This is a genomic window from Bradyrhizobium sp. T-12 (genome assembly GCF_058314695.1).
In genome coordinates, this window is sequence record NZ_CM177756.1 from 1,003,637 (window position 1) to 1,029,601 (window position 25,965).

The 25,965-nt window shown below is 65.5% G+C and carries 29 protein-coding genes; 19 read left to right on the plus strand and 10 right to left on the minus strand.

The window, feature by feature from the left end; all coding sequences use genetic code 11:
* The first annotated feature begins 48 nt into the window (after window positions 1-48).
* Window positions 49-264, plus strand: a complete 216-nt coding sequence (locus AC0WRY_RS04805; RefSeq protein ID WP_194405902.1) for a hypothetical protein — start codon at window positions 49-51, stop codon at window positions 262-264.
* A 3-nt stretch (window positions 265-267) separates the two neighbouring features.
* On the opposite strand, the gene AC0WRY_RS04810 is transcribed toward AC0WRY_RS04805, so the two are convergent.
* Complete coding sequence (locus AC0WRY_RS04810; protein ID WP_194408168.1) at window positions 268-666, minus strand: hypothetical protein; 399 nt, start codon at window positions 664-666, stop codon at window positions 268-270.
* Between the two features lie 210 nt (window positions 667-876).
* Between AC0WRY_RS04810 and AC0WRY_RS04815 the strand changes: the two genes are divergently transcribed.
* Window positions 877-2,022, plus strand: a complete 1,146-nt coding sequence (locus AC0WRY_RS04815) for a DUF3095 domain-containing protein (RefSeq protein ID WP_194405903.1) — start codon at window positions 877-879, stop codon at window positions 2,020-2,022.
* A gap of 137 nt (window positions 2,023-2,159) precedes the next feature.
* Here AC0WRY_RS04815 and AC0WRY_RS04820 read toward each other — a convergent pair whose 3' ends face one another.
* The 3 genes from AC0WRY_RS04820 to AC0WRY_RS04830 form a co-directional block, all read right to left on the minus strand.
* Window positions 2,160-2,594 carry a DUF2147 domain-containing protein gene (locus AC0WRY_RS04820; RefSeq protein WP_194405904.1) on the minus strand — a complete coding sequence of 145 codons (435 nt, stop codon included), beginning with the start codon at window positions 2,592-2,594 and terminating at the stop codon, window positions 2,160-2,162.
* Between the two features lie 108 nt (window positions 2,595-2,702).
* Window positions 2,703-4,088: an MATE family efflux transporter gene (locus tag AC0WRY_RS04825; RefSeq protein WP_194405905.1), complete on the minus strand. Its 1,386-nt coding sequence runs from the start codon at window positions 4,086-4,088 to the stop codon at window positions 2,703-2,705.
* 80 nt (window positions 4,089-4,168) lie between these two features.
* Window positions 4,169-4,696 carry a GNAT family N-acetyltransferase gene (locus AC0WRY_RS04830; protein ID WP_194405906.1) on the minus strand — a complete coding sequence of 176 codons (528 nt, stop codon included), beginning with the start codon at window positions 4,694-4,696 and terminating at the stop codon, window positions 4,169-4,171.
* Between the two features lie 244 nt (window positions 4,697-4,940).
* On the opposite strand from AC0WRY_RS04830, the gene AC0WRY_RS04835 reads away from it, so the two are divergent.
* The 12 genes from AC0WRY_RS04835 to AC0WRY_RS04890 all read left to right on the plus strand — a co-directional run bounded on the left by AC0WRY_RS04835 (window position 4,941) and on the right by AC0WRY_RS04890 (window position 14,243).
* Entirely contained in the window at window positions 4,941-5,537 is a 597-nt protein-coding gene (locus tag AC0WRY_RS04835) for a superoxide dismutase (protein ID WP_014491764.1), read from the plus strand.
* Window positions 5,538-5,724: 187 nt separating this feature from the next.
* Complete coding sequence (locus AC0WRY_RS04840; RefSeq protein ID WP_491122733.1) at window positions 5,725-6,336, plus strand: permease; 612 nt, start codon at window positions 5,725-5,727, stop codon at window positions 6,334-6,336.
* A complete protein-coding gene (locus AC0WRY_RS04845) occupies window positions 6,333-6,833 on the plus strand; it encodes a hypothetical protein (RefSeq protein ID WP_194405908.1) in 501 nt (166 codons plus the stop codon). Before AC0WRY_RS04840 ends, AC0WRY_RS04845 begins: the two co-directional genes overlap by 4 nt.
* 42 nt (window positions 6,834-6,875) lie before the next feature.
* A complete protein-coding gene (locus AC0WRY_RS04850) occupies window positions 6,876-7,124 on the plus strand; it encodes a hypothetical protein (protein WP_491122734.1) in 249 nt (82 codons plus the stop codon).
* A gap of 2 nt (window positions 7,125-7,126) precedes the next feature.
* Complete coding sequence (locus AC0WRY_RS04855; protein ID WP_194405910.1) at window positions 7,127-7,882, plus strand: metal ABC transporter ATP-binding protein; 756 nt, start codon at window positions 7,127-7,129, stop codon at window positions 7,880-7,882.
* Between the two features lie 6 nt (window positions 7,883-7,888).
* Window positions 7,889-8,758 carry a metal ABC transporter permease gene (locus tag AC0WRY_RS04860; RefSeq protein ID WP_194405911.1) on the plus strand — a complete coding sequence of 290 codons (870 nt, stop codon included), beginning with the start codon at window positions 7,889-7,891 and terminating at the stop codon, window positions 8,756-8,758.
* 2 nt (window positions 8,759-8,760) lie between these two features.
* Window positions 8,761-9,624: a metal ABC transporter solute-binding protein, Zn/Mn family gene (locus tag AC0WRY_RS04865; protein WP_194408169.1), complete on the plus strand. Its 864-nt coding sequence runs from the start codon at window positions 8,761-8,763 to the stop codon at window positions 9,622-9,624.
* A 53-nt stretch (window positions 9,625-9,677) separates the two neighbouring features.
* On the plus strand, window positions 9,678-10,730 hold the full coding sequence (locus AC0WRY_RS04870; RefSeq protein ID WP_194405912.1) for a CobW family GTP-binding protein: 1,053 nt from the start codon (window positions 9,678-9,680) through the stop codon (window positions 10,728-10,730).
* Entirely contained in the window at window positions 10,730-11,749 is a 1,020-nt protein-coding gene (locus tag AC0WRY_RS04875; protein WP_194405913.1) for a WD40 repeat domain-containing protein, read from the plus strand. The genes AC0WRY_RS04870 and AC0WRY_RS04875 overlap by 1 nt, the downstream gene beginning before the upstream one ends.
* A gap of 30 nt (window positions 11,750-11,779) precedes the next feature.
* Window positions 11,780-12,496, plus strand: coding sequence for an MgtC/SapB family protein (locus AC0WRY_RS04880; protein ID WP_194405914.1), 717 nt, complete (start codon window positions 11,780-11,782; stop codon window positions 12,494-12,496).
* Between the two features lie 101 nt (window positions 12,497-12,597).
* Window positions 12,598-12,930, plus strand: coding sequence for a hypothetical protein (locus tag AC0WRY_RS04885; protein ID WP_194408170.1), 333 nt, complete (start codon window positions 12,598-12,600; stop codon window positions 12,928-12,930).
* Window positions 12,931-13,058: 128 nt separating this feature from the next.
* Window positions 13,059-14,243, plus strand: coding sequence for a cytochrome P450 (locus AC0WRY_RS04890; protein ID WP_491122735.1), 1,185 nt, complete (start codon window positions 13,059-13,061; stop codon window positions 14,241-14,243).
* A gap of 234 nt (window positions 14,244-14,477) precedes the next feature.
* Here the strand turns inward: AC0WRY_RS04890 and AC0WRY_RS04895 are convergent, their stop codons facing one another.
* The 5 genes from AC0WRY_RS04895 to AC0WRY_RS04915 form a co-directional block, all read right to left on the minus strand.
* Entirely contained in the window at window positions 14,478-15,920 is a 1,443-nt protein-coding gene (locus tag AC0WRY_RS04895; RefSeq protein ID WP_194405916.1) for a homospermidine synthase, read from the minus strand.
* 86 nt (window positions 15,921-16,006) lie between these two features.
* Window positions 16,007-16,396 (minus strand): RidA family protein, encoded by a 390-nt coding sequence (locus tag AC0WRY_RS04900; protein ID WP_194405917.1) that lies wholly within the window; start codon window positions 16,394-16,396, stop codon window positions 16,007-16,009.
* Window positions 16,397-16,540: 144 nt separating this feature from the next.
* The gene (locus tag AC0WRY_RS04905; protein ID WP_194405918.1) at window positions 16,541-17,128 is read right to left on the minus strand and encodes a GNAT family N-acetyltransferase; all 588 of its coding nucleotides are present in this window, start codon (window positions 17,126-17,128) and stop codon (window positions 16,541-16,543) included.
* A 132-nt stretch (window positions 17,129-17,260) separates the two neighbouring features.
* Window positions 17,261-18,403, minus strand: coding sequence for a type III PLP-dependent enzyme (locus AC0WRY_RS04910; RefSeq protein ID WP_194405919.1), 1,143 nt, complete (start codon window positions 18,401-18,403; stop codon window positions 17,261-17,263).
* 672 nt (window positions 18,404-19,075) lie between these two features.
* Window positions 19,076-19,330, minus strand: a complete 255-nt coding sequence (locus tag AC0WRY_RS04915; RefSeq protein WP_106949259.1) for a hypothetical protein — start codon at window positions 19,328-19,330, stop codon at window positions 19,076-19,078.
* 139 nt (window positions 19,331-19,469) lie between these two features.
* Between AC0WRY_RS04915 and AC0WRY_RS04920 the strand changes: the two genes are divergently transcribed.
* The 3 genes from AC0WRY_RS04920 to AC0WRY_RS04930 are packed head-to-tail and all read left to right on the plus strand — an operon-like array spanning window position 19,470 to window position 23,295.
* Complete coding sequence (locus tag AC0WRY_RS04920; protein WP_194405920.1) at window positions 19,470-21,551, plus strand: M3 family metallopeptidase; 2,082 nt, start codon at window positions 19,470-19,472, stop codon at window positions 21,549-21,551.
* On the plus strand, window positions 21,551-22,189 hold the full coding sequence (locus AC0WRY_RS04925; RefSeq protein ID WP_194405921.1) for a DUF1007 family protein: 639 nt from the start codon (window positions 21,551-21,553) through the stop codon (window positions 22,187-22,189). The genes AC0WRY_RS04920 and AC0WRY_RS04925 overlap by 1 nt, the downstream gene beginning before the upstream one ends.
* Window positions 22,186-23,295, plus strand: coding sequence for a nickel/cobalt transporter (locus AC0WRY_RS04930; protein WP_194405922.1), 1,110 nt, complete (start codon window positions 22,186-22,188; stop codon window positions 23,293-23,295). The genes AC0WRY_RS04925 and AC0WRY_RS04930 overlap by 4 nt, the downstream gene beginning before the upstream one ends.
* 162 nt (window positions 23,296-23,457) lie before the next feature.
* Here the strand turns inward: AC0WRY_RS04930 and AC0WRY_RS04935 are convergent, their stop codons facing one another.
* Complete coding sequence (locus AC0WRY_RS04935; RefSeq protein WP_194405923.1) at window positions 23,458-23,856, minus strand: MAPEG family protein; 399 nt, start codon at window positions 23,854-23,856, stop codon at window positions 23,458-23,460.
* 82 nt (window positions 23,857-23,938) lie between these two features.
* Here AC0WRY_RS04935 and hemH point away from each other — a divergent pair, with 82 nt between their 5' ends.
* The gene (hemH, locus tag AC0WRY_RS04940) at window positions 23,939-24,976 is read left to right on the plus strand and encodes a ferrochelatase (RefSeq protein ID WP_194405924.1); all 1,038 of its coding nucleotides are present in this window, start codon (window positions 23,939-23,941) and stop codon (window positions 24,974-24,976) included.
* Between the two features lie 4 nt (window positions 24,977-24,980).
* Complete coding sequence (locus AC0WRY_RS04945; protein ID WP_194405925.1) at window positions 24,981-25,955, plus strand: ABC transporter substrate-binding protein; 975 nt, start codon at window positions 24,981-24,983, stop codon at window positions 25,953-25,955.
* Window positions 25,956-25,965: the final 10 nt, after the last annotated feature.

Below are 25,965 nucleotides of genomic sequence, written 5' to 3' on the forward strand. Positions count from 1 at the left end.
CGATTGGGTTACGTCAATCGATCTGCCCTAATCGACAGGGAGCAGTCCATGGCCATGCCCAACATGACCGCTTCAAATCAGGGCCGGACGGAGCCATCGCGCGCGAAGCCGGATTTGGATGAAGTCCACTGCCCGCCGATGACGCATCAGAATTCCGGCAGTCACGGCTACGAAATGTACCCGCAGCAATTCGTGCGCCTGGTCGGCTGCCATGACGCGTCGCTCGATACCTTGCGCAAGCGTCAGGACGAGAAGCTGCACTAGCCGTCACGACCGGTGCTTCGGCGAGTCCTTCGATAAGTCAATCCGTTCGTGGGAAAATTCCGGCGGCCCTTCGGTGAGGCGGCGGATGCGGCGTTCGCGCTCGTCCGCCGGCAATGCGGGATCGAGCAGCGTCTCGATCTCGTGGACTGCGATCTCTTCGATCCTGGTGGCCTCCGAGGCGATCGGATGCGCCGAACCGGGCACCGGCGGCGCGATCTTCAGGCCCAGCTCGATCAGCTTACAGATCGCCTCCGCACGGGTCAGGCGATAGGCTTCAGCCCAGGCATCGACAGCCTCCGTCAATCGTTCGGGCATTTTCACCGCGCTGATCGGGTCGACACCCGTGCGCCGGCGGACCGGAGAGGTGGAGTCCTTGTTGCCGAAGTCGGACACCTCGATCATCCCATGTAAGGCCGTGGAGCTGAGGGACGATAGCCGCAACTCCCGGACTGCCGTTTGATGCCGATCAATTGACCCGCTGCGGCAATGCAACGCGGCGGCGTCTTGTTGTCCGAGGCCGTTTCGGCCAATGATTGAAGGGGCCGCCGGCCGGCGAACCCGGATCGATCCTGCCCCGTATTTGTTTTGCATTCCAACCATCCGGCGTCCCCGATGACCTCAGGCGAATCCTTCTACGGCGGCATTCCCGTTTTCCGCGGCTTCACCAGCCTGATGGATCCTGCGCTCTATGCGCCCCTGCCGGACGATTGGAGCATCGGCGTTGCCGATATCGTCGATTCCACCAAGGCGATCGCGGCGCAGCGCTACAAGGCGGTCAACATGGCCGGTGCGGCCGTGATCGCGGCCGTGACGAACGCCTTGGCGGGGCGCGAATTCCCCTTCGTGTTCGGCGGCGACGGCGCGAGCTTTGCGGTCGCGCCCGGCGATCTCGATGCGGCACGCGACGCGCTCGCCGCGACCGCCACCTGGGTGCGAGAGGATCTCGACCTGAGGATGCGCGTCGCGCTGGTGCCGGTGAGCGCCATTCGCGCGCACGGCCTCGACGTGCGCGTCGCGCGCTTCGGTCCGTCGGCGAACCTGTCCTATGCGATGTTCTCCGGCGGCGGGCTCGCCTTTGCCGACGCCGCGATGAAGCGCGGCGAGTTCGCGGTCGCCGAGGCGCCGGCGGGCACGCAGCCCGACCTGTCCGGCCTGTCCTGCCGCTTCGAGATGATGCCGGCCTCGCGCGGGCTGATCCTGTCGGTCCTGGTGATGCCGGCGCGCGGCGCCGAGCCGCATGCCTTCCGCAAGGTGATCGAGGACATCATCCATCTCGTCGAGCGCAGCCCGGACGGCGCCCGTCCGGTACCGCCGCAGGGACCGCCGCTGAAATGGCCGCCGCAGGGCCTGGAATACGAAGCCCGCACCAGGCGGGGCGGCCCGCTGCTTGCGCGCAGGGCGAGCGTGCTGGCCTATACGCTGTTCGTCTATCTGATCATGCGCTTCGACCTCAAGGTCGGCGGCTTCGTGCCCAACCTCTACCGGCGTCAGGTCGTCGAGAACTCGGACTTCAGGAAGTATGACGACGGCCTGCGCATGATTCTCGACTGCACCCCGCAGCTCGAGCGCGCGCTGAGCGATCGCCTCGCGGCCGCCGCGCGCGAAGGCGTCGTGCGCTACGGCCTCCATCAGCAGGACGCCGCCATGATGACCTGCTTCACACCGTCGGCGCTGCGCAGCGACCATGTGCACTTCATCGACGGCGCGCGGGGTGGCTATGCCTCGGCCGCGACGGCGCTGAAGGCGATGCCGGCGTGAGGGATCTCGTGTCCCGGACGCGCTGCGGCACGCAGTGACGCTGCGCAGAGCCGGTACCCAGAGTGAGATAGGCCCCGGCTCCGCAGCGCATCACTACGTGCAGCGCTGCGTCCGGGGCACGAGACCTCGTAGGCCCGCTACCGCCCCGCGCGCGTCCAGGTCTCGCCGCCGCAGAGCGCGCCGACGCAGCCTTCGACCCGCAGCGAATCCGCTCCCGTCACGGTGACGCTGCTGGCATAGGTGCTGCCGTCGTCGGCATTGTAGATCTGGCCCGACCATTTGTTCGGACCGGAGGGCGGCATGCTGCTGAACAGCGGCAGACCGATCATCGAGCGCTTGGCGAGCGCGGGATTGGGATTCTTGCTGTCGGTGGCGGGCTGGCCGGTCGCGGTGTCGTAGGGCTCGCGCAGCCAGGCGACGACGCCGCAGATGCCGCCGCCGCATTTGGTGATCTTGACGCGCGCATCGCCCGCCTGGGTCAGCCATGTCCCGTCGACGTTCTGCGCATGAGCGGCGGACGCGCCAAGCAGCGCAGCGAGGAGGACGATGAGAGCGGCGAATCTGGAAGTCATGGAAGAGGCCCCGAAAATGGAGCGCCTCCATAGCAGGCCGGCGAGATAGTGCAACGCTGGCCGGAATCACATTCCTGCGTTTATCGATGTGCGTTTATATGCCTGCGCTCATTTGTCCCAGCGCACAAATGCGACCGAGCCCGCAGTCGCAAGACCGAACACGACCATGGCGCCGCCGACCAGCGCGAACAAGGTCCAGGCCGGCGCCTGCGCCATCATGAGGCCGATGCCGCCGATCGCGACGATCAGAAGTCGCGCGGTGGACGCCAGCACAGGTCCGCCGACGCGCGCCGCGCCTTGGGATGAGAAATAGAGCGACACGCCGATGCCGAAGAACACGAAGGCCGGGCCGGCCCAATGGAAATAGCTGTGCGCCGCGGCGGTGACGCCGGGATCCCGGGTGAAGAGCGCAACCCACAGCGCGGGATCGAGCGCGATGACGAGCCCGATCAGGCCGACCGTGAGTCCCGAGGCCGCAGCTGCGGTCCAGGCGACACGCCGCGCCCGCTTCACATGTCCGGCGCCCATCGCCATGCCGACCATTGGCACAGAGGCGATGCCGAAGGCGAAGGTGATCGGGATCAGCAGGAATTCCAGCCGCGAGCCGATGCCGTAGCCGGCCAGCATCTCGGTGCCGAAGGTCGCCAGGATCTTGGTGAAGATCAAGATCGTGAGCACGGTCTGGAGCGGTGACAGGCAGGCCACCGCGCCGACCTTGAGGATGTCCAGGAACATCGCGCGTTCGAAATGGAAGGCGCGGACGTCGATCTGCAGCCGGCTGCGGCCGGACAAGAGATACCAGAGGAAGAAGATCGCGGCGCAGCTGAACGCGATCAACTGGCCGCTTGCGACGCCCGGCATACCGAATTGCGGCACGCCGAACAGGCCGAGCCCCAGCGTGCCGCCGAGCGCGATCTGCAGCACGCTCGCTCCGATCAGCGTCATCGAGGGCAGGCGCATGTCGCCGGTGCCGCGGATCACCGAGGCAAGCGTATTGACGAGCCAGATCGCGACCGCGCCGGAGAACAGCATTTGCGAATAGCCGCAGGCTTCCTCCAGCACCCGGTCGCGTCCGCCGAGCAGGGTGAAGAACGAGCGGCCGAAGACCAGCATCATCACCGTGAAGAACAGCCCGCCGCAGAGGCCGATGATGGCGGCATGCAGCGCCAGCGTCGCGGCGCGGTCCCGATCGCCGGCGCCGAGCGCGCGGCTGATCGCGGACGATACGCCGCCGCCCATCGCACCCGCGCTCATCATCTGGGTCAGCATCGCGAACGGAAACACCAGCGCGATCGCGGCGAGCGGGATGGTGCCGAGCCGGCCGATATAGGAGGTCTCGGCGATTGCGACCAGCGTGCTGCCGACCATCGCGATCATGTTGGGAATCGCGAGCCGCAGCAGCGTCGGCAGGATGGGCGCGGTCAGGAGGCTGGCGATGGGGTAGGCGACCGGCGCGAGCGGCGGGACGGCGTCTACGGGGGCGTCGATCGTCATGTTCACCGCGCGGAATATCAAATGATGATCGACATATTATAGGGCGCAAGGCGCCCGGCCAGCCCTCGCTCACGCAGGGCTCACCAGGGCAGGCCGCATAGGTCGATGGTGCCCAGCGTCGGCGCGCGGACGATGTGGAACACGTAGGGCGCCATATGGTCGAAGCGGATCCGCCCCTCCGGCTGTTCGCAATAGACCTCGCCCTTGAAGGGCAGCCAGCTCCGGGTCTCGTAGAACGAGAAATTGTGGGGTTCGCAGAACAGCAGTGCGAAGCGCGCGGCCTCGTTGGCTCTGATGGTGTGAACCGCCGCGTCGATCGCCACGGTCGCATAGCCGCGGCCGCGCTGGTCCTGGCGCGTGCAGACTCCGCCGATGCCGCCGATATGGACCTTCTGCCCATTCCAGGTGACGGTGCGGAAGTAGATGCCGACATGGCAGACGAGGCCGTCCTCGGGCGTCTCGATCAGCACGCGCAGATCGGCATTGGCCCATTTGACGTGGGCCCAGGGCTTCTCAGCGACGAGCTCTGGTCCCCAGACCGCCTGATGCAGCGGCTCCGCAATCGGCCAAGACGCGTCGCCGTTCAAAATATCGATCTCGATGCTCATGGCCTGGTTCTTCGGAGCTCCGCTTCGTGGCGCATTCGTTCTGTCATAAGCGGTTCAAAGGCAATGATATTTTTACGCCGTCCGTCTCGCCTGCGGCAGAACGTCTGCGCTTGCGTCGATTTGGTGCAATCCGGCCGGATGGCCCCATCACGTGTTTTCGCAAATTGGCGGTATTTAACGGCCGCGGAACCTTCTATAAGACTCCCCGTTAAGCCAGTTCCCCATCAGTCGCGGACAAGAACCCATGACCTTTACGCTGCCCCCACTCCCTTACGCCTATGACGCCCTTGGCCAGTTCATGTCGAAGGAGACGCTGGAATTCCACCATGACAAGCATCATCAGGCCTACGTCACCAACGGCAACAACGCGCTCAAGGGGACCGAATGGGAAGGCAAGTCCCTTGAGGAGATCGTCAAGGGCTCGTTCGGCAAGAACCCCGCGGTGTTCAACAATGCCGGCCAGCACTACAATCACATCCACTTCTGGAGCTGGATGAAGCCCAATGGCGGCGGCACCAAGCTGCCCGGCAAGCTCGAGAAGAAGATCAACGAGGACCTCGGCGGCTTCGAGAAGTTCAAGACCGACTTCCAGGCGGCCGGCGTCGGCCAGTTCGGCTCCGGCTGGTGCTGGCTCCAGGTCAAGAACGGCAAGCTCGAAATCTCCAAGACCCCGAACGGCGAGAATCCGCTGGTGCACGGCGCCACGCCCATCCTCGGCTGCGACGTCTGGGAGCACTCCTACTACATCGATTACCGCAACCGCCGCCCGGATTATCTCAAGGCGTTCGTCGAGAACCTCGTGAACTGGGAATACGTCGAGTCCCTGTTCGACAAGGCGTAAGCGTCAGTCCGGGGCGCGCGAAGCGCGAACCCGGAATAACAGAAAGAGGCGGTCGCTCGCGCGGCCGCCTTTTTGCTGTGCGGAATTGCCCTGCGCGGTGCGCGCACGGGTCTGTCATCACACCATTTGCATCGCTTCGGTGGCGCGCTTAATCAGGACGGGCATCACCCTCGAGCCACCGAGCCCGTTGTCAGAACCTTCCCCGAAAACCCCTGCGCCGGCCGAGGACGCGGAGTCCGAGCCGCGGCCGGGCCGTGTGCGCAAGCCGATCGGCTGGTCGACCATCATCATCGCGGCACTGGTCGCGGTGAGCGCGGCGCTGGTCTGGCGGCGTGACGGCACCGACGGCGTTCTCGACATCCTGACCCACGATCTCTCGCTGTTCTCGGGCATCCTGCCGCGCGTGCTCGCCGGCTGCCTGCTCGGCGCCTTCATCTCGGAAATCCTGCCGCACGAAAAAGTCTCGCGCTCGCTTGGGCCGAAATCCGGCTTGATGGGGCTTCTGATCGGTACCGCCTTCGGCGCGATCCTGCCGGGCGGGCCCTTCACCGCCTATCCCGTGGCGAGCGCGCTGCTCGCGGTCGGCGCTGATTTCGGCGCCACCATCGCCATGGTCGTGAGCTGGACCCTGATCGGCTATGGCCGCGCGGTGGCCTGGGAAATTCCGATCATGGGCACCGATTTCACGCTGTGGCGCGTCCTGATCTCGCTGCCGCTGCCGGTGCTCGCCGGTGCGCTCGGGCGCTTCGTCTATGTCAGGCTGTATCCGAAGCGGACCGGCGACGAGGACGCGGCATGAGCGCCGCGCTTCTGATCGACATCCTGCTGTGGGGCTCGGTGCTTGGCGTCGGGCTGATCGCCTTCCGCCGCGGACCGCCGGTATTCAGGGCCTCGTTGCGCGAAGGCACGATGGACTTCATCAACATCGTGCCGCGGATCGCGCTCGGGGTGATCGGCTCCGGCTACATCGCGGCCATCATCCCGCAGGAGGTGATCACAGGCTGGCTCGGGCCGGACAGCGGCTGGCTCGGCGTTGCGACCGCCGTGGTCGCCGGCGCGGCGACACCCGGCGGCCCCGTGGTCGGTTTCTCCATCGGCACCGTGGCGCTGAAGTCGGGCGGCGGGGTGCCGCAGGTGGTGGCCTATGTCGTCGCCTGGGCCCTGTTCGCCTTCCAGCGGGTGATCCTGTGGGAAATCCCGTTCATGCCGGCCCGGTTCGTCTGGTTCCGCTGTGCCGTCTCGGTGCCGTTCCCGTTCGTGGCGGCCGCCATCGCGATGGTGATCGGGAAGCCTTGAGGCGGCGTGGACAGACGTAATGTTATAATATAACGTCTTGCCATGGTTCCCGCCGTGTCCCACGCCCATCATCACGACCATGCTCATGGCCATTCCCATGGTCATTCGCACGCCCACGGGCATTCACATGGGCACGACCACACCCACGCCCATGTCCACGATGCCGCCTCGCCGCATCCCGCCCAGGAGGCGCCCTGGTCGATCCTGCGCATGACCATGGCCGCGCGCCTCGCGGCGGCGCTTGCCGTCTGTGCCGTGCTCTGGGGCGTGGTTTTCCTGGCGATGAGGTGACCATGGCGGCACTGCACTTTCACAACGTGACGCTCGGCTATGACCGGCATCCGGCCGTGCACCACCTCAACGGCGAAGTCGCGCGAGGTGCGCTGGTCGCCGTGATCGGTCCGAATGGCGCGGGCAAGTCGACCTTGCTGCGCGGCATCGTCGGCATCCTCAAGCCGCTCGACGGCAGCATCCATCTCGGCGGGCTCGACAGCAGGGACATCGCTTATCTACCGCAGAGCGCGGAGATCGACCGCAGCTTCCCGATCTCGGTGTTCGACTTCGTGGCGACCGGCCTGTGGCGGGCCACCGGCCTGTTCGGCGGCATCGGCAAGGCCGCGCGCGAAAAGGTTCTGCGCGCGATCGCCTCCGTCGGCCTCAATGGCTTCGAGAACCGTCCGATCGGCACGCTCTCGGGCGGCCAGATGCAGCGCGTGCTGTTCGCGCGGGTGCTGCTCCAGGACGCGAGCCTGATCGTGCTGGACGAGCCATTCAACGCCATCGACAGCAAGACCACCGCCGACCTGCTTGCGCTGGTCAAGCAATGGCACGGCGAGGGCCGCACCGTGCTCGCGGCGCTCCACGACATGGAAATGGTGCGCAATCATTTCAGCGAGACGCTGGTGCTGGCGCGTGGCCCGGTAGCGTGGGGACCGACGGCGGCCGTGCTGACGCCGGAAAACCTGCTGGTCGCGATGCGGATGTGCGAAGCTTTTGACGACAGCGCGGCGGCCTGTGCCGCTGACGATACCCGTTCGCGGGCGGCTTGAGATCCGATGCTCTATGACGCGCTGATCGGTCCGTTCACCGAATTCGAGTTCATGCGGCGCGCGCTCGCCGCCGTGATCGCGCTGGCGCTGGCCGGCGCGCCGATCGGCGTGTTCCTGATGCTGCGGCGGATGAGCCTCGTCGGCGACGCCATGGCGCATGCGATCCTGCCGGGTGCCGCCATTGGCTTCCTGCTCTCAGGCCTCAATCTGTTTGCGATGACGGCCGGCGGCCTGGTCGCAGGCTTTGCCGTCGCGATCCTCGCCGGCGTGGTCGCGCGCTCGACCGGGCTGAAGGAGGACGCGTCGCTCGCGACCTTTTATCTGGCCTCGCTGGCGCTCGGCGTGACCATCGTCTCGATCAGGGGCACCAATATCGACCTCTTGCACGTGCTGTTCGGCAACATCCTCGCGATGGACGACCAGACGCTGCTGGTGGTCGCCTTCAACGCCACCGTGACGCTGCTCGTACTTGCCGTGATCTATCGTCCCCTGGTGATCGAGAGCGTCGATCCCTTGTTCCTGCGCACCGTGAGCCGTGCCGGCGGGCCTGCACATCTCGCCTTCCTTGCGCTGGTCGTGATCAACCTCGTCAACGGTTTCCAGGCGCTTGGCACGCTGCTGGCGGTCGGCCTGATGATCCTGCCGGCAGGTATCGCGCGGTTCTGGTCGCGCGATCTCACCGCGATGATCTGCATCGCCGTGATCGCCGCCGCGGTCTCCGGCTATGCCGGGCTTGTGCTGTCGTTCCAGACCCGCGTGCCGTCGGGGCCTGCGGTCATTCTCGTCGCGACGGTGCTCTACATCGTCTCCGTGCTGTTCGGCCGCGTCGGCGGTATCGTCCGGCAATTGTTTCCCGGCCGGCATCTGGAAGCGTGATGATGCGGCCTTTCCTGCTTTGCATGCTCCTGTTGATCGCCTCGCCGCTTCAGGCGGCGGAGCGGCTGAACGTCGTCGCGAGCTTCTCGATCCTTGCCGATTTCGTCCGCAATGTCGGCGGCAACAGGATCAATCTGACCACGCTGGTCGGCGCCGACAGCGATGTTCACGTCTACACGCCGGCGCCCGCCGATGCGAAGCGGGTCGCGGAGGCGAGGCTCGTCATCGTCAACGGACTTGGGCTGGAGGGCTGGCTGCCGCGTCTCGTGCAGTCTTCCGGCAGTAAGGCGCAGGTCGTCACCGCCAGCTCCGGCATCGTGCCGCTGAAGCTCGGCTCGGCCGCCGATCCTCACGCCTGGCAGTCCGTCCCCAACGCCAGGGTCTACGTGACCGACATCGCCGACGCGCTGGCCGCGGCCGCCCCGGACGACGCTGATGTCTTCCGCGCTCAGGCCAAGGCCTATCTGGAAAAGCTCAAAACGCTCGACCGCGAGGTCCGCGAGGCCGTGGCCAAAATCCCAACCGAGCGCCGCAAGGTGATCTCCACCCATGACGCCTTCGGCTATTTTTCCGCCGAATACGGTATCCAGTTCGTCGCCCCCTTGGGCGTCTCCACGGAAACCGAGCCCAGCGCCCGGGACATCGCGGCCATCATCGGCCAGATCAGGGCCCAGAAAATCCCCGCCGTCTTCCTGGAAAATATCAGCGACGACCGCCTGATCCGGCGGATCGCCGCGGAGACCGGGGCAAAGGTCGGCGGGACCCTGATTTCGGACGGATTGACCGGCGAAAAGGGGTCCGCACCCACTTACATTGATATGGTCAGGCACAATATAAAGGCCCTGACCAGCGCGCTTGACCACTAGGGCAGGGGCCACCCCGCCTCGCGTCGCGCGAAAAGCCCGAAGTCGGAGTTCTTATGTCTGAAGCGACCTCCTCCAAAATTCCCGTGACCGTCCTGACCGGCTATCTCGGCGCCGGCAAGACCACGCTTTTGAACCGCATCCTGTCGGAGAACCACGGCAAGAAATACGCCGTCATCGTCAACGAATTCGGCGAGATCGGCATCGACAACGACCTCATCATCGGTGCCGATGAGGAAGTGTTCGAGATGAACAACGGCTGCATCTGCTGCACCGTGCGCGGCGACCTCGTCCGCATCATGGACGGCCTGATGAAGCGCAAGGGCAAGTTCGACGCCATCATCGTCGAGACCACCGGCCTTGCCGATCCCGCCCCTGTCGCCCAGACCTTCTTCGTCGACGAGGACGTGCAGAAGAACGCCCGTCTCGATGCCGTCGTCACGGTCGCCGACGCCAAATGGCTGTCGGACCGTCTGAAGGATGCGCCCGAGGCCAAGAACCAGATCGCCTTTGCCGACGTCATCGTTCTGAACAAGACAGACCTCGTGAGCAAGGGCGAGCTCGCCGAGGTCGAGGCCCGGATCCGCGCCATCAACCCCTATGCGAAGCTGCATCGCACCGAGCGCTGCTCGGTGGCCTTGGCCGACGTGCTCGACCGCGGCGCGTTCGATCTCGACCGCATCCTCGACATCGAGCCGGACTTTTTGGAGGCCGACGATCACGATCACGATCACGACCATGATCACCATCATCACGGCCACGATCATCACCACCATGATCACGGCCACGGCCTGAAGCACTATCACGACGAGGACATGCAATCGCTGTCGCTCAAGACCGACAAGCCGCTCGATCCCAACGTGTTCATGCCTTGGCTGCAGAACCTGGTGCAGGTCGAGGGCGGCAAGATCCTGCGCTCCAAGGGCATCCTCGCCTTCCACGACGACGACGACCGCTACGTCTTCCAGGGCGTCCACATGATGCTGGAGGGTAACCACCAGCGGAAATGGAAGGACGGCGAGCCCCGCGAGAGCCGCCTCGTCTTCATCGGCCGCGAACTGCCGGAGAAGGCCATTCGCGAAGGCTTCGAGAGCTGCATCGTCTCGTGATGAAAGAGTTTACGCCGGCCCCGGATTCCGCCTCGATCGTCTCCGTCACCGATCGCGTCAAGCCTGTGACCCTCGGCATGGGCGTGACCTCCGTGCATTTCCTCAAGGATCGCGCCGCCTTCGTCGGCGGCGAGGAGAACGTCGCCTTCGTCGATGCCAATGGCGAGATCAGCAAGGTCGCCGTGCATGGCGGCGGCATTCTCTCGACCGCGAGCGACGGCAAGCGCATCATCATGGGCGGCGACGACGGCAAGGTCGTCTCGCTCGGCGCCAAGGGCGAGGTGACGCTGCTCGCGACCGACCCGAAGCGGCGCTGGATCGACGCGGTGGCGCTCCATGCTGACGGCGCCTTCGCCTGGTCGGCCGGCAAGGTCGCGACCGTCAAGAGCGGCAAGAACGAGGAGAAGTCGCTCGAGGTGCCCTCGACCGTTGGCGGCCTTGCCTTCGCGCCGAAGGGCCTGCGGCTCGCGATCGCGCATTACAACGGCGCGACGCTGTGGTTTCCGAACATGGAGGGCTCGGCCGAATTCCTGCCCTGGGCCGGTTCGCATCACGCGGTCACGTTCAGCCCGGACAACAAGTTCCTGGTCACGGCGATGCACGAGCCGGCGCTGCACGGCTGGCGGCTCGCCGATAACAGGCACATGCGCATGACCGGCTATCCCGGCCGCGTCCGCTCGATGTCCTGGAGCGCCGGCGGCAAGGGCCTCGCCACCTCGGGCGCCGACACCGTCATCATCTGGCCGTTCGGTAGCAAGGACGGCCCGATGGGCAAGGAGCCCGCGATGCTCGCGCCGCTGCAGGCGCGCGTTGCGGTGGTGGCCTGCCATCCGAAGAACGACATTCTGGCCTGCGGCTATAGCGACGGCACCGTGCTGATGGTGCGTCTGGAAGACGGTGCGGAGATCCTGGTTCGCCGCAACGGCACGCCGCCGGTGGCTGCAATCGCCTGGAACGCCAAGGGCACGCTGCTCGCGTTCGCGGACGAAAATGGGGATGGCGGCCTGCTGGAGCTTTAATCTGTCATGGTTCCGGCCGTATAGGGGACCATGCGGTTTCTCACGACCTTCCAGCTGGGCGATTTCGCCGACACGCTGATCAGCCTGACCACAGCCTTCGTGCTGGGCACGTTGATCGGCGCCGAGCGGCAATACCGCCAGCGCACCGCGGGCCTGCGCACCAACGTGCTGGTCGCCGTGGGAGCGGCCGCCTTCGTCGATCTCGCCATGCAGCTGGACAATGCCGACGGCGCAGTGCGGGTGATCGCCTATGTCGTCTCGGGCATCGGCTTCCTCGGTGCCGGCGTCATCATGAAGCAAGGCATGGACGTGCGCGGGCTCAACACCGCGGCGACGCTATGGGCCTCGGCCGCAGTCGGCTCCTGCGCCGGTGCCGACATGGTCGCGCAGGCAGCCGCGCTGACCGTATTCGTCATCGCCGGCAACACCATGCTGCGTCCGCTGGTCAATGCCATCAATCGCATCCCGCTGAACGAGAAGGCCTTGGAGGCGACCTACTACTTCAAGCTCGCGGTCGCGGCCGATGCCTTGCCCGACATGCGCGACCGCCTCGTCGAGAAGCTCGAGGCCGCGAAATATCCCGTGGCGGGGATCGAGGTGGTCGAGATCGGCGAGGACATGCTGGAGATCGTCGCGAAGCTGGTCGCGAGCGCGGTCGATCCGAAGGAGCTGAATGCGCTGGCGACCGACCTGCAGCATCTGCCCGGTGTGCGCCATGCCACCTGGGAAGCCAGCACGACGGAATAAGCGCGTCGTTTTGGCGCGCGGACGGGCAGTTCCCGTCTTGCCGGGGATGGAACCCCGGTCGTGCCATTTCGTTGATTCCGCGGACAAACGCGGTGATCGACATGACCGGCAATGACAAGCGCAGACTGAAGCTCGACCTGATGATCGCCTGTTCGCTGTTCGCAGCGGGTGTCGTGGTGTCAGGCGTATCGATCGCGCAAATTCGCGCCGAGGGCCGGACGCAGCTGGCGCAGGCGACGCCACCGCTTCAGGGCACGCCGTCCGAGGATCAGAACAAACCGGCGGAAGCCAAGCCCGGCGGCGATCGCCCGACCACGCCGGCCCCTGAACCGGCACGCCCCGACCCGCAGACGCAGGGCGCGGCGGGCGCGGCCAAGCCAGCTCTGCCGCCGGCACCGGCCGAGAAGATCGCGCCGCCGATCGAGAAGAAGTAGGGCGCAACCGCAAGCTCTTCCGCTGCGATAGCAACCCTGCGCCGGCGTGGTGGTGAGCCGTTGTTCTGCTTCACTTGCGCCGGTATGATCCGGAGCGGAAACTGACCTGCATCCCACAGGATCACTCCATGCCGACCGCAAGCCTGGCGCCCCTCGATGAGACGATTTCGATCGCGGAGCTTACGCGCGATCCTTATCCGATCTACCGGCGGCTGCGACGCGAGGCGCCCGTGCTACGAGTGAAATCCGTGGGCCGCACCTTCCTCACCAAGGCTGCCGACACCAAATATGTGAAGGACAACGCGGCGCTGTTCAGCTCCGACGATCCGAACACGCCGATGAAGCGGGCCTTCCTGGCCCATACCTTGATGCGCAAGGACCACGACGAGCACCGCAGCGAGCGGATGGCGATGATGCCGGCTCTGATGCCGAAGACGATCGAGGCCGTTTGGGCACCCCTCTATGCGAAACTGGCCGCTGTGTATCTCGACCGGTTGCCCCGCGACGAGGTCGTTGACCTCTTCCCCACGCTCGCCGGCCCTATCGCAGCGCGGATTCTGGCCCATGCCATTGGCGTTCCGGACGCGAGCGACGAGGACATGCAACGATGGTCCCAGACCCTGATCGACGGCGCCGGCAATTTTGGCTGGACGCCAGGACCCTTCGAAGCAACCGACCTTGCCAATGCGGAGATGGATCGATGTATCCGTGGCAATTTCGAACGCGTTCGCACCGAACAGGATTCCTCCGCGCTGTCCTTCATGGTGAACGCAGCAAGCCCGATTGCCGAGAGTCAGATGATTGCCAACGTCAAGATCGCGATCGGGGGTGGCATCAACGAGCCGCGTGACGCTCTGCTGACGATCATCTACGGCTTGCTGACTAACCCGGACCAGCTTGAAGCCGTCCGAGAAGGCGGCAAATGGCGATCCGCTTTCGAGGAAGGCGTACGATGGGTGGCGCCGATCCAGGCGAGTTCGCGTCTCGTCATAGAAGACACCGAGATTCGCGGCTGCTTCATCCCGAAGGGCGACACGGTGATGACGATACAGGCCTCAGCCAACCGGGACGAGGAGGTCTTCGAGGATGGCGAGCGCTACGACGCGTTGCGCGAACCCAATCCTCATCAAGCCTTCGGCAACGGCCCGCATCACTGCGCAGGCGCGCACCTTTCGCGGCGGACGGTTGGCGCCATCCTTCTGCCGATGTTGTTCGAGCGCTTCCCCCGTATGACCCTGCCTGATCCCGCGAGCGTCCGCTGGCACGGCTTCGGTTTCCGCGGCCCGCTCAATCTGCCGGTTCTCCTCCAGTAGGCTGGCGGGACGCAGGCCTTCGACGTCGAGCCCGTAAGCGCGGTCCGTGGCGGCGAAAAATCGCACCGTCGATTGAGAGGAAGTAGGCTTGCTGTCATTCCGGGGCGCGCGAAGCGCGAGCTACGGTGAGCAATTGCGTACCTGAGAATCCATTTCTCTACGGACTCTGCCGCCCGATGGATTCCGGGCTCGACGCTGCGCGTCGCCCCGGAATGACGGAGGAGAGAGCCTACCTCACCGCACCAAAACGTTCTTGAACTGCCACGGATCAGACGTGTCGATATCCTCCGGGAACAGGCCCGGGCGATCCGTCAGCGGCGTCCAGTCGGTGTAGAAACCCTTGACCGGGCCGAGATACGGCAGCTGGATTTCCAGCAGGCGATCGAAATCCATCTCGTCGGCTTCGACGATGCCCTCGGTCGGGTTTTCCAGCGCCCACACCATGCCGCCGAGCACGGCCGAGGTCACCTGCAGGCCGGTGGCGTTCTGATAGGGCGCGAGTGCGCGGGTCTCTTCGATGGAAAGCTGCGAGCCGTACCAATAGGCATTCTTGTCATGGCCGAACAGCAGCACGCCGAGCTCGTCGATGCCGTCGACGATCTCGTTCTCGTCGAGGATGTGGTGCTTCTCCTGCATCTTGGCGGCGCGGCCGAACATCTCGTGCAGAGACAGCACGGCATCGTCGGCCGGGTGATAGGCATAGTGGCAGGTCGGCCGGTAGACCGCCGTGCCGGATGCGTCACGCACCGTGAAGTAATCGGCGATCGAGATCGACTCGTTGTGGGTGACGAGGAAGCCATATTGCGCGCCGCGGGTCGGGCACCAGGTTCGCACGCGCGTGTTGGCGCCGGGTTGCATCAGATAGATGGCGGCGCCGCAGCCGGCTTCGTGGGTCCGTGCATTCTCGGGCATCCATTTTTCGTGGGTGCCCCAGCCGAGCTCGGACGGCTGCACGCCCTCCGAAAGGAAGCCTTCCACCGACCAGGTGTTGACGAAGACGTCAGGCTCTTTCGGCTTTTTGGAGCGCTGGGTGTCGCGTTCGGCGATGTGGATGCCCTTGATGCCGGCCTGCCGCATCAGATCCGCCCATTCGGCTTTGGTCTTCGGCTTGGGGGCGTTGAGCTTCAGGTCGGCGGCGACATTGAGCAGTGCCTGCTTGACGAAAAACGAGACCATGCCGGGATTGGCGCCACAGCAGGAGACGGCCGTGGTCGAGCCGGCGGGGCGCGCCCTCTTGGCGGCCAGCGTCGCTTCGCGAAGCGCGTAGTTGGAGCGCGCTTCCGGGCCCTTCGACGAATCGAAATAGAAGCCGAGCCAGGGCTCGTTGACGGTGTCGATGTAGAGCGCGCCGAGCTCGTTGCAGAGCTCCATGATGTCGGTGGAGCCGGTGTCGACCGAGAGATTGACGCAAAAACCCTGGCCGCCGCCTTCGGTAAGCAGCGGAGACAGCAACTCGCGATAATTGTCCCTGGTGACGGCCTTCTGGATGAAGCGGACATTGTGCTTCTCGCAATGCGCCTTGCGGCCCTCGTCCTTGGGGTCGATCACGGTGACGCGCGACTTGTCGTAATCGAGATGCCGCTCGATCAGCGGCAGCGTGCCTTTGCCGATGGAGCCGAAGCCGACCATGACGATGGGACCGGTGATCTTCGCGTAGATCTGCGAGGGAAGGCTCATGGAACGGTTTCTCCGGAACGTGCTGGCTGGCAAAGGGTGGGTGGATTAGGCGCTGCGGCGCCTTTTCAAACGCTGCGGCGCTTTTTTTAGACGCTGCGGCGCTTGGCGGTGACTTCGATCTCGACCTTCATCTCGGGCTTGGCGAGAGCGCTGACGACCAGCAAGGTCGCAGCCGGCCTGATGTCCCCGAGAACTTCGCCGCAGACGGCGAAGTGGGCGTCGATGTAGCTGGCGTCGGTGACGTAATAGGTCGCACGGACGATATCGGCCATCTCGAATCCGCCCTCCTTCAGGGCGCCTTCGATGGTCTTGAAGCAGTTACGTGACTGGCTCGTGACGTCTGATGGCATCGTCATCGTGCTGTAGTCATAGCCGGTGGTTCCCGCGACAAAGGCGAACTCGCCGTCGATCACGGCACGGCTGTAGCCGGCGGTCTTCTCGAACGGGGAGCCGGTGGAGATCAGGCGACGGGGCATGGTTTGGACCTCGACTGAAGGGCGTTTCGCGGGGTTAAAGGGCGTTTCTGGCGCCCGCGCAACCCCTAAGGAACGGGCGTGGCGCAGGCGCGCTTGGGCGTTGCCGCTCAGCGCGGTTCGAGGCGTCGGGATGAAAGCGATGCTTTAGGCCGCGCGCGCCTGGACGGCGCGAACTACCCTCCGTTTGGCGAGGGCCGCGCCGGTCGGGACGATCATCCCTTCGGCGCCGTCGAGCGCGCCTTCCGCGAACTCGATCGCCAGCAGGCGGTCGCGCTCGAACGGGCCGGGCAGCGACAGCGCACCGGTGTTCTCGGCCGAGAAGCCGAAGCGGGCGTAATAGGGGGCATCGCCGAGCAGGATCACGGCGGCATGCCCGCGCGCCCGGGCGGCGGCCAGCGCTTGATGCATCAGCGCGGCGCCGATCCCGAGCTCGCGGCAGGCAGGGTCCACCGCCAGCGGTCCGAGGACCAGAGCGGGCCTGCCTCCGGCGCTGACATGCCACAGCCGCACGGTTCCCACGAGCTTGCCCTCGCGCATCGCCGACAGGGCAAGGCCTGCGGCAGGTGCACGTCCCTCGCGCAGGCGCTGGCAGGTGCGGCCGTGGCGGTTCTCGCCAAAGCAGGCATCGAGCAGCGCTTCACGCATCGCAACGTCGGCAGCACGCTCGCTGCGGATCGCGAACGGAGCGGCTTTCGAGGTGAGGGCGGCTTGTGGCTTCCGAGGAGCAGTCATGGCGCGTCAGTCCCCGCTTGAACGGACGTGCCCGAAGGCGCGCCTGTGCAAGACGTCGTCAGATCGAAATGTCAGGGAGGAGCCGGCAAGCCGGCTCCCGGGTTCGTCAGGCCTCTAGAAGAGAGAGGCGGATCAGATGTGATACGTCTTCAGCGGCGGGATGCCGTTGAACGCCACCGACGAGTAGGTCGACGTATAGGCCCCGGTGCCTTCGATCAGCACCTTGTCGCCGATCTCGAGCGTGACGGGAAGCGGATACGGGCTCTTCTCGTACAACACGTCGGCGCTGTCGCAGGTGGGGCCTGCGAGCACGCACGGCGTCATGTCCGCGCCGTCGTGACGGGTGCGGATGGCGTAGCGGATCGACTCGTCCATGGTCTCGGCGAGACCGCCGAACTTGCCGATGTCCAAGTACACCCAGCGCACCTCGTCCTCGTCGCTCTTCTTCGAGATGAGCACGACCTCGGATTCGATGATGCCGGCGTTGCCCACCATGCCGCGACCCGGCTCGATGATGGTCTCCGGAATCTGGTTGCCGAAGTGCTTGCGCAGCGCGCGGAAGATCGAGCGGCCGTAGGTCACGACCGGCGGAACGTCCTTCAGGTACTTGGTCGGGAAGCCGCCGCCCATGTTGACCATGGACAGGTTGATGCCGCGCTCGGCGCAGTCGCGGAACACCTGCGAGGCCATCGCCAGCGCACGGTCCCACGCCTTCACCTTGCGCTGCTGCGAGCCGACATGGAAGGAGATGCCGCACGGCTCCAGCCGGAGGCGCTTGGCGAGGTCGAGCACCTCGACCGCCATCTCCGGGTCGCAGCCGAACTTGCGCGACAGCGGCCATTCGGCGCCGGCGCAATCATAGAGGATGCGGCAGAACACCTTCGCGCCGGGAGCGGCACGGGCGACCTTCTCGACCTCGGCGCCGCAATCGACCGCGAACAGCCGGATGCCGAGCGCGAAGGCGCGCGCGATGTCGCGCTCCTTCTTGATCGTGTTGCCGAAGGAGATGCGGTCGGGCGTCGCACCCGCAGCCAACGCCATCTCGATCTCGGCGACCGTCGCGGTGTCGAAGCAGGAGCCCATGGACGCCAGCAGCGCCAGCACTTCCGGCGCCGGGTTCGCCTTGACGGCGTAGAACACGCGGCTGTCGGGCAGCGCCTTGGCGAAGGTCTGGTAATTGTCGCGCACGACCTCGAGGTCGACGACGAGGCACGGCTCGGTGTCGAGGCCATCCTTGCGGCGGTTGCGCAGGAATTCCTGGATACGGTCGGTCATAGCACTCTCCCAAACGGCCCAGCGACGGGGATCCGTTCAAAAAATGTCGTCGGATAAGCGCCCCGGCCAGATCGCGCGATGGAGGCGCGACGAGCCAAAGACTCAAATCAGACTGTGCTGCCGTGGATTGGTCGGGAGTGTTCCCGCCCGCACACCTGGCAATGAAGGACAAGCCTTTTCAGTAGCCCGCGCCGGCGTTGGACTGCCGGTAGAGACCAAAAAAGCCCGATCCGTCGTTGCTTTAAGTCGCGTCCCCCGTTGAGAGCGGGGTGCGCCGGTTCGCCTCCGGCTGCCAGTCACGGTTGCAAAAAGTGAAGTCACCTTCGACAAGGCATCTCTTGAGAGAGATGCTGGACGCTCCGGGTTTGCTTTGGTCTTCCGGCTAAGAGCCTTCCGACGTCCACACTTCCGAAGAGCCCCTCGGCTTCCTCACCCCTTGGCGGCTGTCCGGCCTCTTGTCCGGATACCTACCGACTGACACACGACCACAGGCACGTGCGAAATTGGGCAAGTCCGCACATAAGTGTTTTGACTCGGCTTCGCAAGAATTTTTTTAGGCTGCGAACAGAATTGCCTAACATCTGCTTGCGCGGTGTTGCGCGAGCGACGCGGAAGATGAACGGGCGTTAAGTTTTCCGTGGCAGCGCGCGCGTCTGTCGCGCGCGAGGCGCGTCAGCCGCGCTTGGTGAAGGGCTCGACGCGCTGAGCCGCGCGGATGAAGGCGGTCATCACGAGCACGCCGAGCGCGAACAGCACGGCCTGCAGGATGTGCGTGCCCTGATCGCCGAGCCCGAACAGGATCGCGAGCGCCCAGCCGCCGGCGAACGCCGCGCCGAACACTTCGGCACCGATCAGGATGGCGGCGCTGATGACGGTGATGACGCTGGGCCAGACGATCTGACGGGAAGACGAGGAAGGCGCGTTCATGAGCTCAAGGGGTCCCTAGGCTTCGAGGGCCGCAATCTCCCCGAAAAGGCGGCCGGGAGCAAGGCCAAATGGCCCAAAAAAGCCCCATCGCATGCTATAGCTGGCCGCCACAATCGAGCCATGAAAACCGGGACTTGCGATGTCAGAACCCCGCCAAAATACGGACTCCGAGATCAATCCGCTGCTGAAGGCCTGGGTGACGCCGTTTGCGACCCCGCCCTTCGACGAGATCAAGCCGGAGCACTTCCTGCCGGCCTTCGAGCAGGCCTTTGCCGACCACTCCGCCGAGATCGCGGCGATCACCAATGATCCGGCCGCGCCCGACTTCGCCAACACCATCACGGCGCTGGAGCGCTCCGGCAAGCTGCTGAGCAAGGTCGCGGCCGTGTTCTACGACCTCGTCTCGGCGCATTCCAATCCGGCCATCCTGGAGATCGACAAGGAAGTCTCCTTGCGGATGGCGCGGCACTGGAATCCGATCGTGATGAATGCCGTGCTGTTTGGTCGCATCGCCCAGCTGCACGAGAACCGCGCCAATCTCGGTCTGTCACCCGAGCAGCTCCGCCTCTTGGAACGCACCTATACCCGCTTCCACCGCGCCGGTGCCGGCCTCACCGAGGAGGCCAAGACGCGGATGGCCGAGATCAACGAGAGGCTCGCCCAACTCGGCACCAGCTTCAGCCATCATCTGCTCGGCGACGAGCAGGATTGGGTCATGGAGCTCGGGGAGGCCGACCGCCAGGGCCTGCCGGAGAGCTTCGTCGCCGCCGCCAAGGCTGCGGCCGAAGAGCGCGGCATGGCAGGCAAGGCCATCGTCACGCTGTCGCGGTCCTCGGTCGAGACCTTCCTGAAGAGCTCGGCCCGCCGCGACCTGCGCGAGAAGGTCTACAAGGCCTTCATCGCCCGCGGCGACAACGGCAATGCCAACGACAACAACGGAGCCATCGTCGAGATCCTGAAGCTGCGCGAGGAGAGCGCGAACCTCTTGGGCTATCCGACCTACGCCGCCTACCGGCTCGAGGATTCCATGGCCAAGACGCCGGACGCGGTGCGGGGCCTGCTGGAGCGGGTCTGGAAGCCGGCGCGCGCCCGGGCGCTCGCCGACCGTGACGAGATGCAGGCGCTGATCACGACGGAGGGCGGCAATTTCAAGCTCGCTCCCTGGGATTGGCGCTTCTACGCCGAGAAGCTGCGCCTGCAGCGCGCCAATTTCGACGATTCCGCGATCAAGCCCTATCTGTCGCTCGACCACATGATCGAAGCCGCCTTCGACTGCGCCACGCGGCTGTTCGGCGTCACCTTCGAGGAGCGCAAGGACGTTCCGGTCTGGCATCCCGACGTCCGGGTCTGGGAGATGAAGGGAAGGGACGGCCAGCACAAGGCGCTGTTCTACGGCGACTATTTCGCCCGGCCGTCGAAGCGCTCCGGCGCCTGGATGACCTCGCTGCGCGACCAGCAGAAGCTCGACGGCGAGGTCGCTCCGCTAGTCCTCAACATCTGCAACTTCGCCAAGGGCGCCGATGGCGAGCCCTGCCTGCTGTCGCCCGACGATGCCCGCACCCTGTTCCACGAGTTCGGCCACGGCCTGCACGGTATGCTCTCCAACGTGACCTACCCGTCGCTGTCTGGCACCTCCGTCTTCACCGACTTCGTCGAGCTGCCATCGCAGCTCTACGAGCACTGGCAGGAGCGGCCCGAGGTGCTGCAGAAGTTCGCCCGTCACTACCAGACCGGCGAGCCGCTGCCCGACGACCTGCTGCAGCGTTTCCTTGCCGCGCGAAAGTTCAACCAGGGCTTTGCCACGGTCGAGTTCGTCTCCTCGGCCCTGATCGACCTCGAGTTCCACACCCAGCCGGCCGCTGCCGCGCAGGACGTCCGCGCCTTCGAGAAGAAGGAGTTGGAGAAGATCGGCATGCCCGAGGAGATCGCGCTGCGTCACCGTCCCACGCAGTTCGGTCACATCTTCACCGGCGACCATTATGCCGCGGGCTATTACAGCTACATGTGGTCGGAGGTGATGGACGCCGACGCCTTCGGCGCGTTCGAGGAGGCCGGGGACATCTTCGATGCCGCCGTCGCCAAGCGCCTGCACGACGACATCTATTCGAGCGGTGGATCGCTCGATCCGGAAGCGGCCTATGAGGCCTTCCGCGGCCGCCCGCCGGAGCCGGACGCGCTGCTGCGCCGCCGCGGCCTGCTCGACGACGCCAAGGCGGCCTGATGGGCATGCGGGCACTGATCGGATGGCTGCTCGCCGCCGGCCTGTCACTCGTGGCGGGCACGGCGAGCGCGCATCCGCATGTCTGGATCACAGCGACCAGCGAGCTGCTCTATGCTGCTGACGGCAGCATCACCGGCGTCCGCCATGCCTGGACATTCGACGACATGTTTTCGAGTTATGCGGTGCAGGGGCTCGAGAGCAAGACCAAGGGCGCCTATACGCGCGAGGAGCTCGGCCCGCTGGCACAGACCAATGTCGAGTCGCTGAAGGAATATGCCTACTTCACCTTTGCGCGAGCCGACGGCAAGAAGGAACGATTCCAGGAGCCGGTCGACTATTTCCTCGACTACAAGGACAGCGTGCTGACCCTGCACTTCACGCTGCCGCTGAAGAACCCGGTCAAGCCGAAGCAATTGGTGCTCGAAGTGTTCGACCGTTCCTTCTTCATCGATTTCCAGATGGCCAAGGACAATCCGGTCAAGCTGGTCGGCGCGCCCGCGGGCTGCCAGATGAAGCTTGATCGTCCCAGCGACGGCACCGCGACCGCGCAGAAGCTCAACGAGCAGACCTTCATGAGCGGCGAGAACACCAATTTCGGCATGATGTTCGCCAACAAGATCACGGTGGATTGCCCTTGAAGCCGCAACTCCCTCCGCTCGCGCGCGGGCTGCTCGCCTGCGCCGCCGTCCTGCTGACGGTCGGCCTGGCCGACGCCGCGCTGCACGATCTCCTCGCGCAAAACCCGTTTGGTGCGCCCCGCCCGGCGCAGGCCGCCGCGCCCGAATCCAGCGGCATCATCGGCTGGCTCGTGGCAAAGCAGTCGGAATTCTATCGGCAGATGTCGTCCACGATCCGCGCCGCGAAGTCCGACGGCTCTGCGGTGTGGACGCTGCTGTTCATCTCGTTTGCCTACGGCATCTTCCATGCCGCCGGCCCCGGCCATGGCAAGGCGGTGATCGCCTCCTATCTCGTCGCCAACCGCGAGACCGCCCGGCGCGGCATCGCGCTGTCGTTTGCCTCGGCGCTGATGCAGTCGCTGGTCGCGATCCTCATCGTTGGCATCTCGGCCTGGGTCCTGAATGCGACCGCCAAGACCATGTGCAAGGCGGAAGGGGTGATCGAGATCGCGAGCTACGCCCTGATCGCGCTGTTCGGGCTGCGCCTCGTCTGGGTCAAGGGCCGCACCTTCATCCGGGCGCTGCAGACGGCCCAGCCGGTGCCGGCGATCGCCGGCGTGCCGCACCACCATGATCATCATCATGATGCCCACGATCATCATGGTCATGATCACCATCACCACGATCACGGTCATGCGCACGCCCATGCCCATCACGGCCATGACCACGTCCATGACGAGCATTGCGGCCATTCCCACGGTCCGACGCCGAGCGAGCTCGCCGGCCCCGGCGGGTGGCGGCGTGGCTTTGCCGCGATCCTCACCGTCGGCATCCGTCCCTGCTCCGGCGCCATCCTGGTGCTGGTGTTCGCGCTCGCCCAGGGCCTGTTCTGGGCCGGCATTGCCGCGACCCTCCTGATGGGGCTCGGCACCGCGATCACGGTCGCGGCCATCGCCGTTATCGCCGTTTCCGCCAAGGACATCGCCGCCCGCCTCAGCGCCGGGCGCGACGGCGGCGGCGCGCTGTTCATGCGCGGCATCGAATTCGCGGCCGCAGGCGTCGTGCTGCTGTTCGGCGCGGGCCTCTTGCTCGGCTACATCGCGGCTGAACGGACGACGTGTTTCTGAGCTCTTCTCCTCTCCCCTTGTGGGAGAGGGTGGCTCGCCGCATAGCGGCGAGACCGGTGAGGGGTCTCCCTCCACGGATGAGCGTCTCGCAGGCGAGCTTGCCGATAGAACCCCTCATCCGGCGCTTCGCGCCACCTTCTCCCGTTCTCCCGCAAGGGAACGTCACACCGGCAGGAACCGCTTCAAGGCCGGCATGAAAAAGATCCCGAGATTGATCGCAAAGCCGACGCTCCAGAGGATCGAGCGCAGCGTCGGGCGGTTGCCGAGATAGGTCAGCACATAGGCGAGGCGGACGATGAGGAAGAGGGCCGCGAGCTCGTCGATCAGCCGCTGCGGCGAATCTCTGTATTCGGCGAGCAGGACCGCGAAGGCGAAGAACGGGAAGGTCTCGATGCCGTTCTGGTGCGCGCCGAGCGCGCGCTGCGACAGTGCGTCCTCATAGAAGGCAGGATCGCGCGGCCGGGAATTGTCGAAGCGGCGAAACCTGATCCATTTGACCGCGGCGATCGTAGACAGATAGAGCAGCAGCGCCCCAAAGACGCACCATTCCGCGAGTGTCATCTTCTTTCCCCCGCCTGGGTGCGACCCTATCGAAATCGGCCTCATCTTGACAAGTTCGGACCAACGCGCGACCCACACAGCCATGACCAGCGTCGTCCCCATCGAGACCGCAAGACCAGCAGCCCTATCCGCCTTGCCGCGCGTTGGCGTGCTCCTGATCAATCTCGGAACGCCCGACACCGCCGATGCGCCGGGCGTGCGGGTCTATCTCAAGGAGTTCCTCAGTGACGCCCGCGTCATAGAGGACCAGGGCCTGATCTGGAAAGCCGTGCTGAACGGCATCATCCTGCGCAGCCGCCCCCGCACCAAGGCGCTGGACTATCAGAAGATATGGAACACCGAGAAGAACGAGTCGCCGCTGAAGACCATCACGCGGTCGCAAGCCGACAAGCTCGCCGCCGCACTGTCGGACCGCGCCCACGTCGTGGTGGACTGGGCGATGCGCTACGGCAATCCTTCGATCAAGTCGGGTATCGATGCGCTGATCGCCAAAGGCTGCGAGCGCATCCTGGCGGTCCCGCTCTATCCGCAATATTCCGCCTCGACCTCGGCGACGGTCTGCGACGAAGTGTTCCGCGTGCTCGCCCGCCTGCGCAACCAGCCGACGCTGCGGGTGACGCCGCCTTATTACGAGGACGCCGCCTATATCGAGGCGCTCGCGAGCTCGATCGAGACCCATCTGGCGAGCCTGCCGTTCACGCCGGAGCTGATCGTGGCGTCCTTCCACGGCATGCCGAAATCCTATGTCGACAACGGCGATCCCTATCAGCAGCACTGCATTGCCACCACGCAAGCGCTGCGCCGCCGGCTCGGCATGGACGAGACGAAGCTGCTGCTGACCTTCCAGTCGCGCTTCGGCAATGCCGAGTGGCTTCAGCCCTACACCGACAAGACGATGGAGCGGCTCGCGAAGGAAGGCGTGCGCCGCATCGCGGTGGTGACGCCCGGCTTTTCCGCCGACTGCCTGGAGACGCTGGAAGAGATCGCGCAGGAGAACGCCGAGATATTCAAGCACAATGGCGGCGAAGCATTTTCCGCGATCCCCTGCCTCAACGACAGCGAGCCCGGGATGGATGTAATCCGCACCCTGGTGCTGCGCGAGCTCCAGGGCTGGATCTAGTTCCGTGAATCGCCGCGAGCTCCTGACGCTTGGGATGATCGCGGCGCTGCCGGCGCCGGTGCTGGCGCAGCAGCCGAACGCGCTGCGCCGGCTCGGCGTGCTCTCGGTCACGGCTGCCGATGATGCGATCGGCCGCACGCGCAGCATGGTCCTGGTCGAGGCGCTCGCCGGCCTTGGCTGGAAGGAGCGCGACAACCTCAAGGTCCACTGGCGCAGCGGCGGCGGTGACCGCGCCCGCATCGCGCAGCTGGCCGATGAGCTGATTGCGCTCAAGCCCGACATCCTGCTCGCGGTCGGTACGCCCTCGGTCGAGGAGCTGCGCCGGCGCACCACGACGATCCCGATCGTGTTCGCCGTCGTCACCGATCCCGTCAGCCAGGGCTTTGTCGAAAACCTCGCGCATCCCGGCGGCAACGTCACCGGCTTCACCGATTACGACGGCCCCCTGGCCGGCAAATGGCTGGAGATGCTGACGCAGGTCACGCCGAAAGTGTCCCGCGTTGCCGTCGTCTACAATCCCGCCACCGCGCCGTTCGCACCGCTGATGCTGCGCACCATCGAGGATGCGGCCCGGACCCTTCACGTGACGGTCGAGCCCGCGCCGGTGCATGACACAGCCTCGATCGTGGCGCTGGCCTCGCGGAAGGCCGACGGGCTGCTCGTCCTGCCTGACTTCTTCACCATGGCCAACCGCGCGCACCTTCTGGCGGCCATTGCGCAGGCGCGCGTGCCCGCGGTGTTCTGGAGCCGTGCTTTCGTCGAGGAAGGCGGGCTGATGTCCTACAGCACCGACAGCACCGAGCAGCTCCGCCGCGCCGCCTCCTACGTCGACCGTATCCTGAAGGGAGCGCTGGCGGCCGACTTGCCGGTCCAGAATCCCACCAAGTTCGAGCTCGCGATCAACCTCAAGACGGCGAAGTCTCTGGGTGTCACGCTGTCGCCGGATCTGCTCGCACTCGCCGACGACGTCATCGAGTAACGTCGTCTGC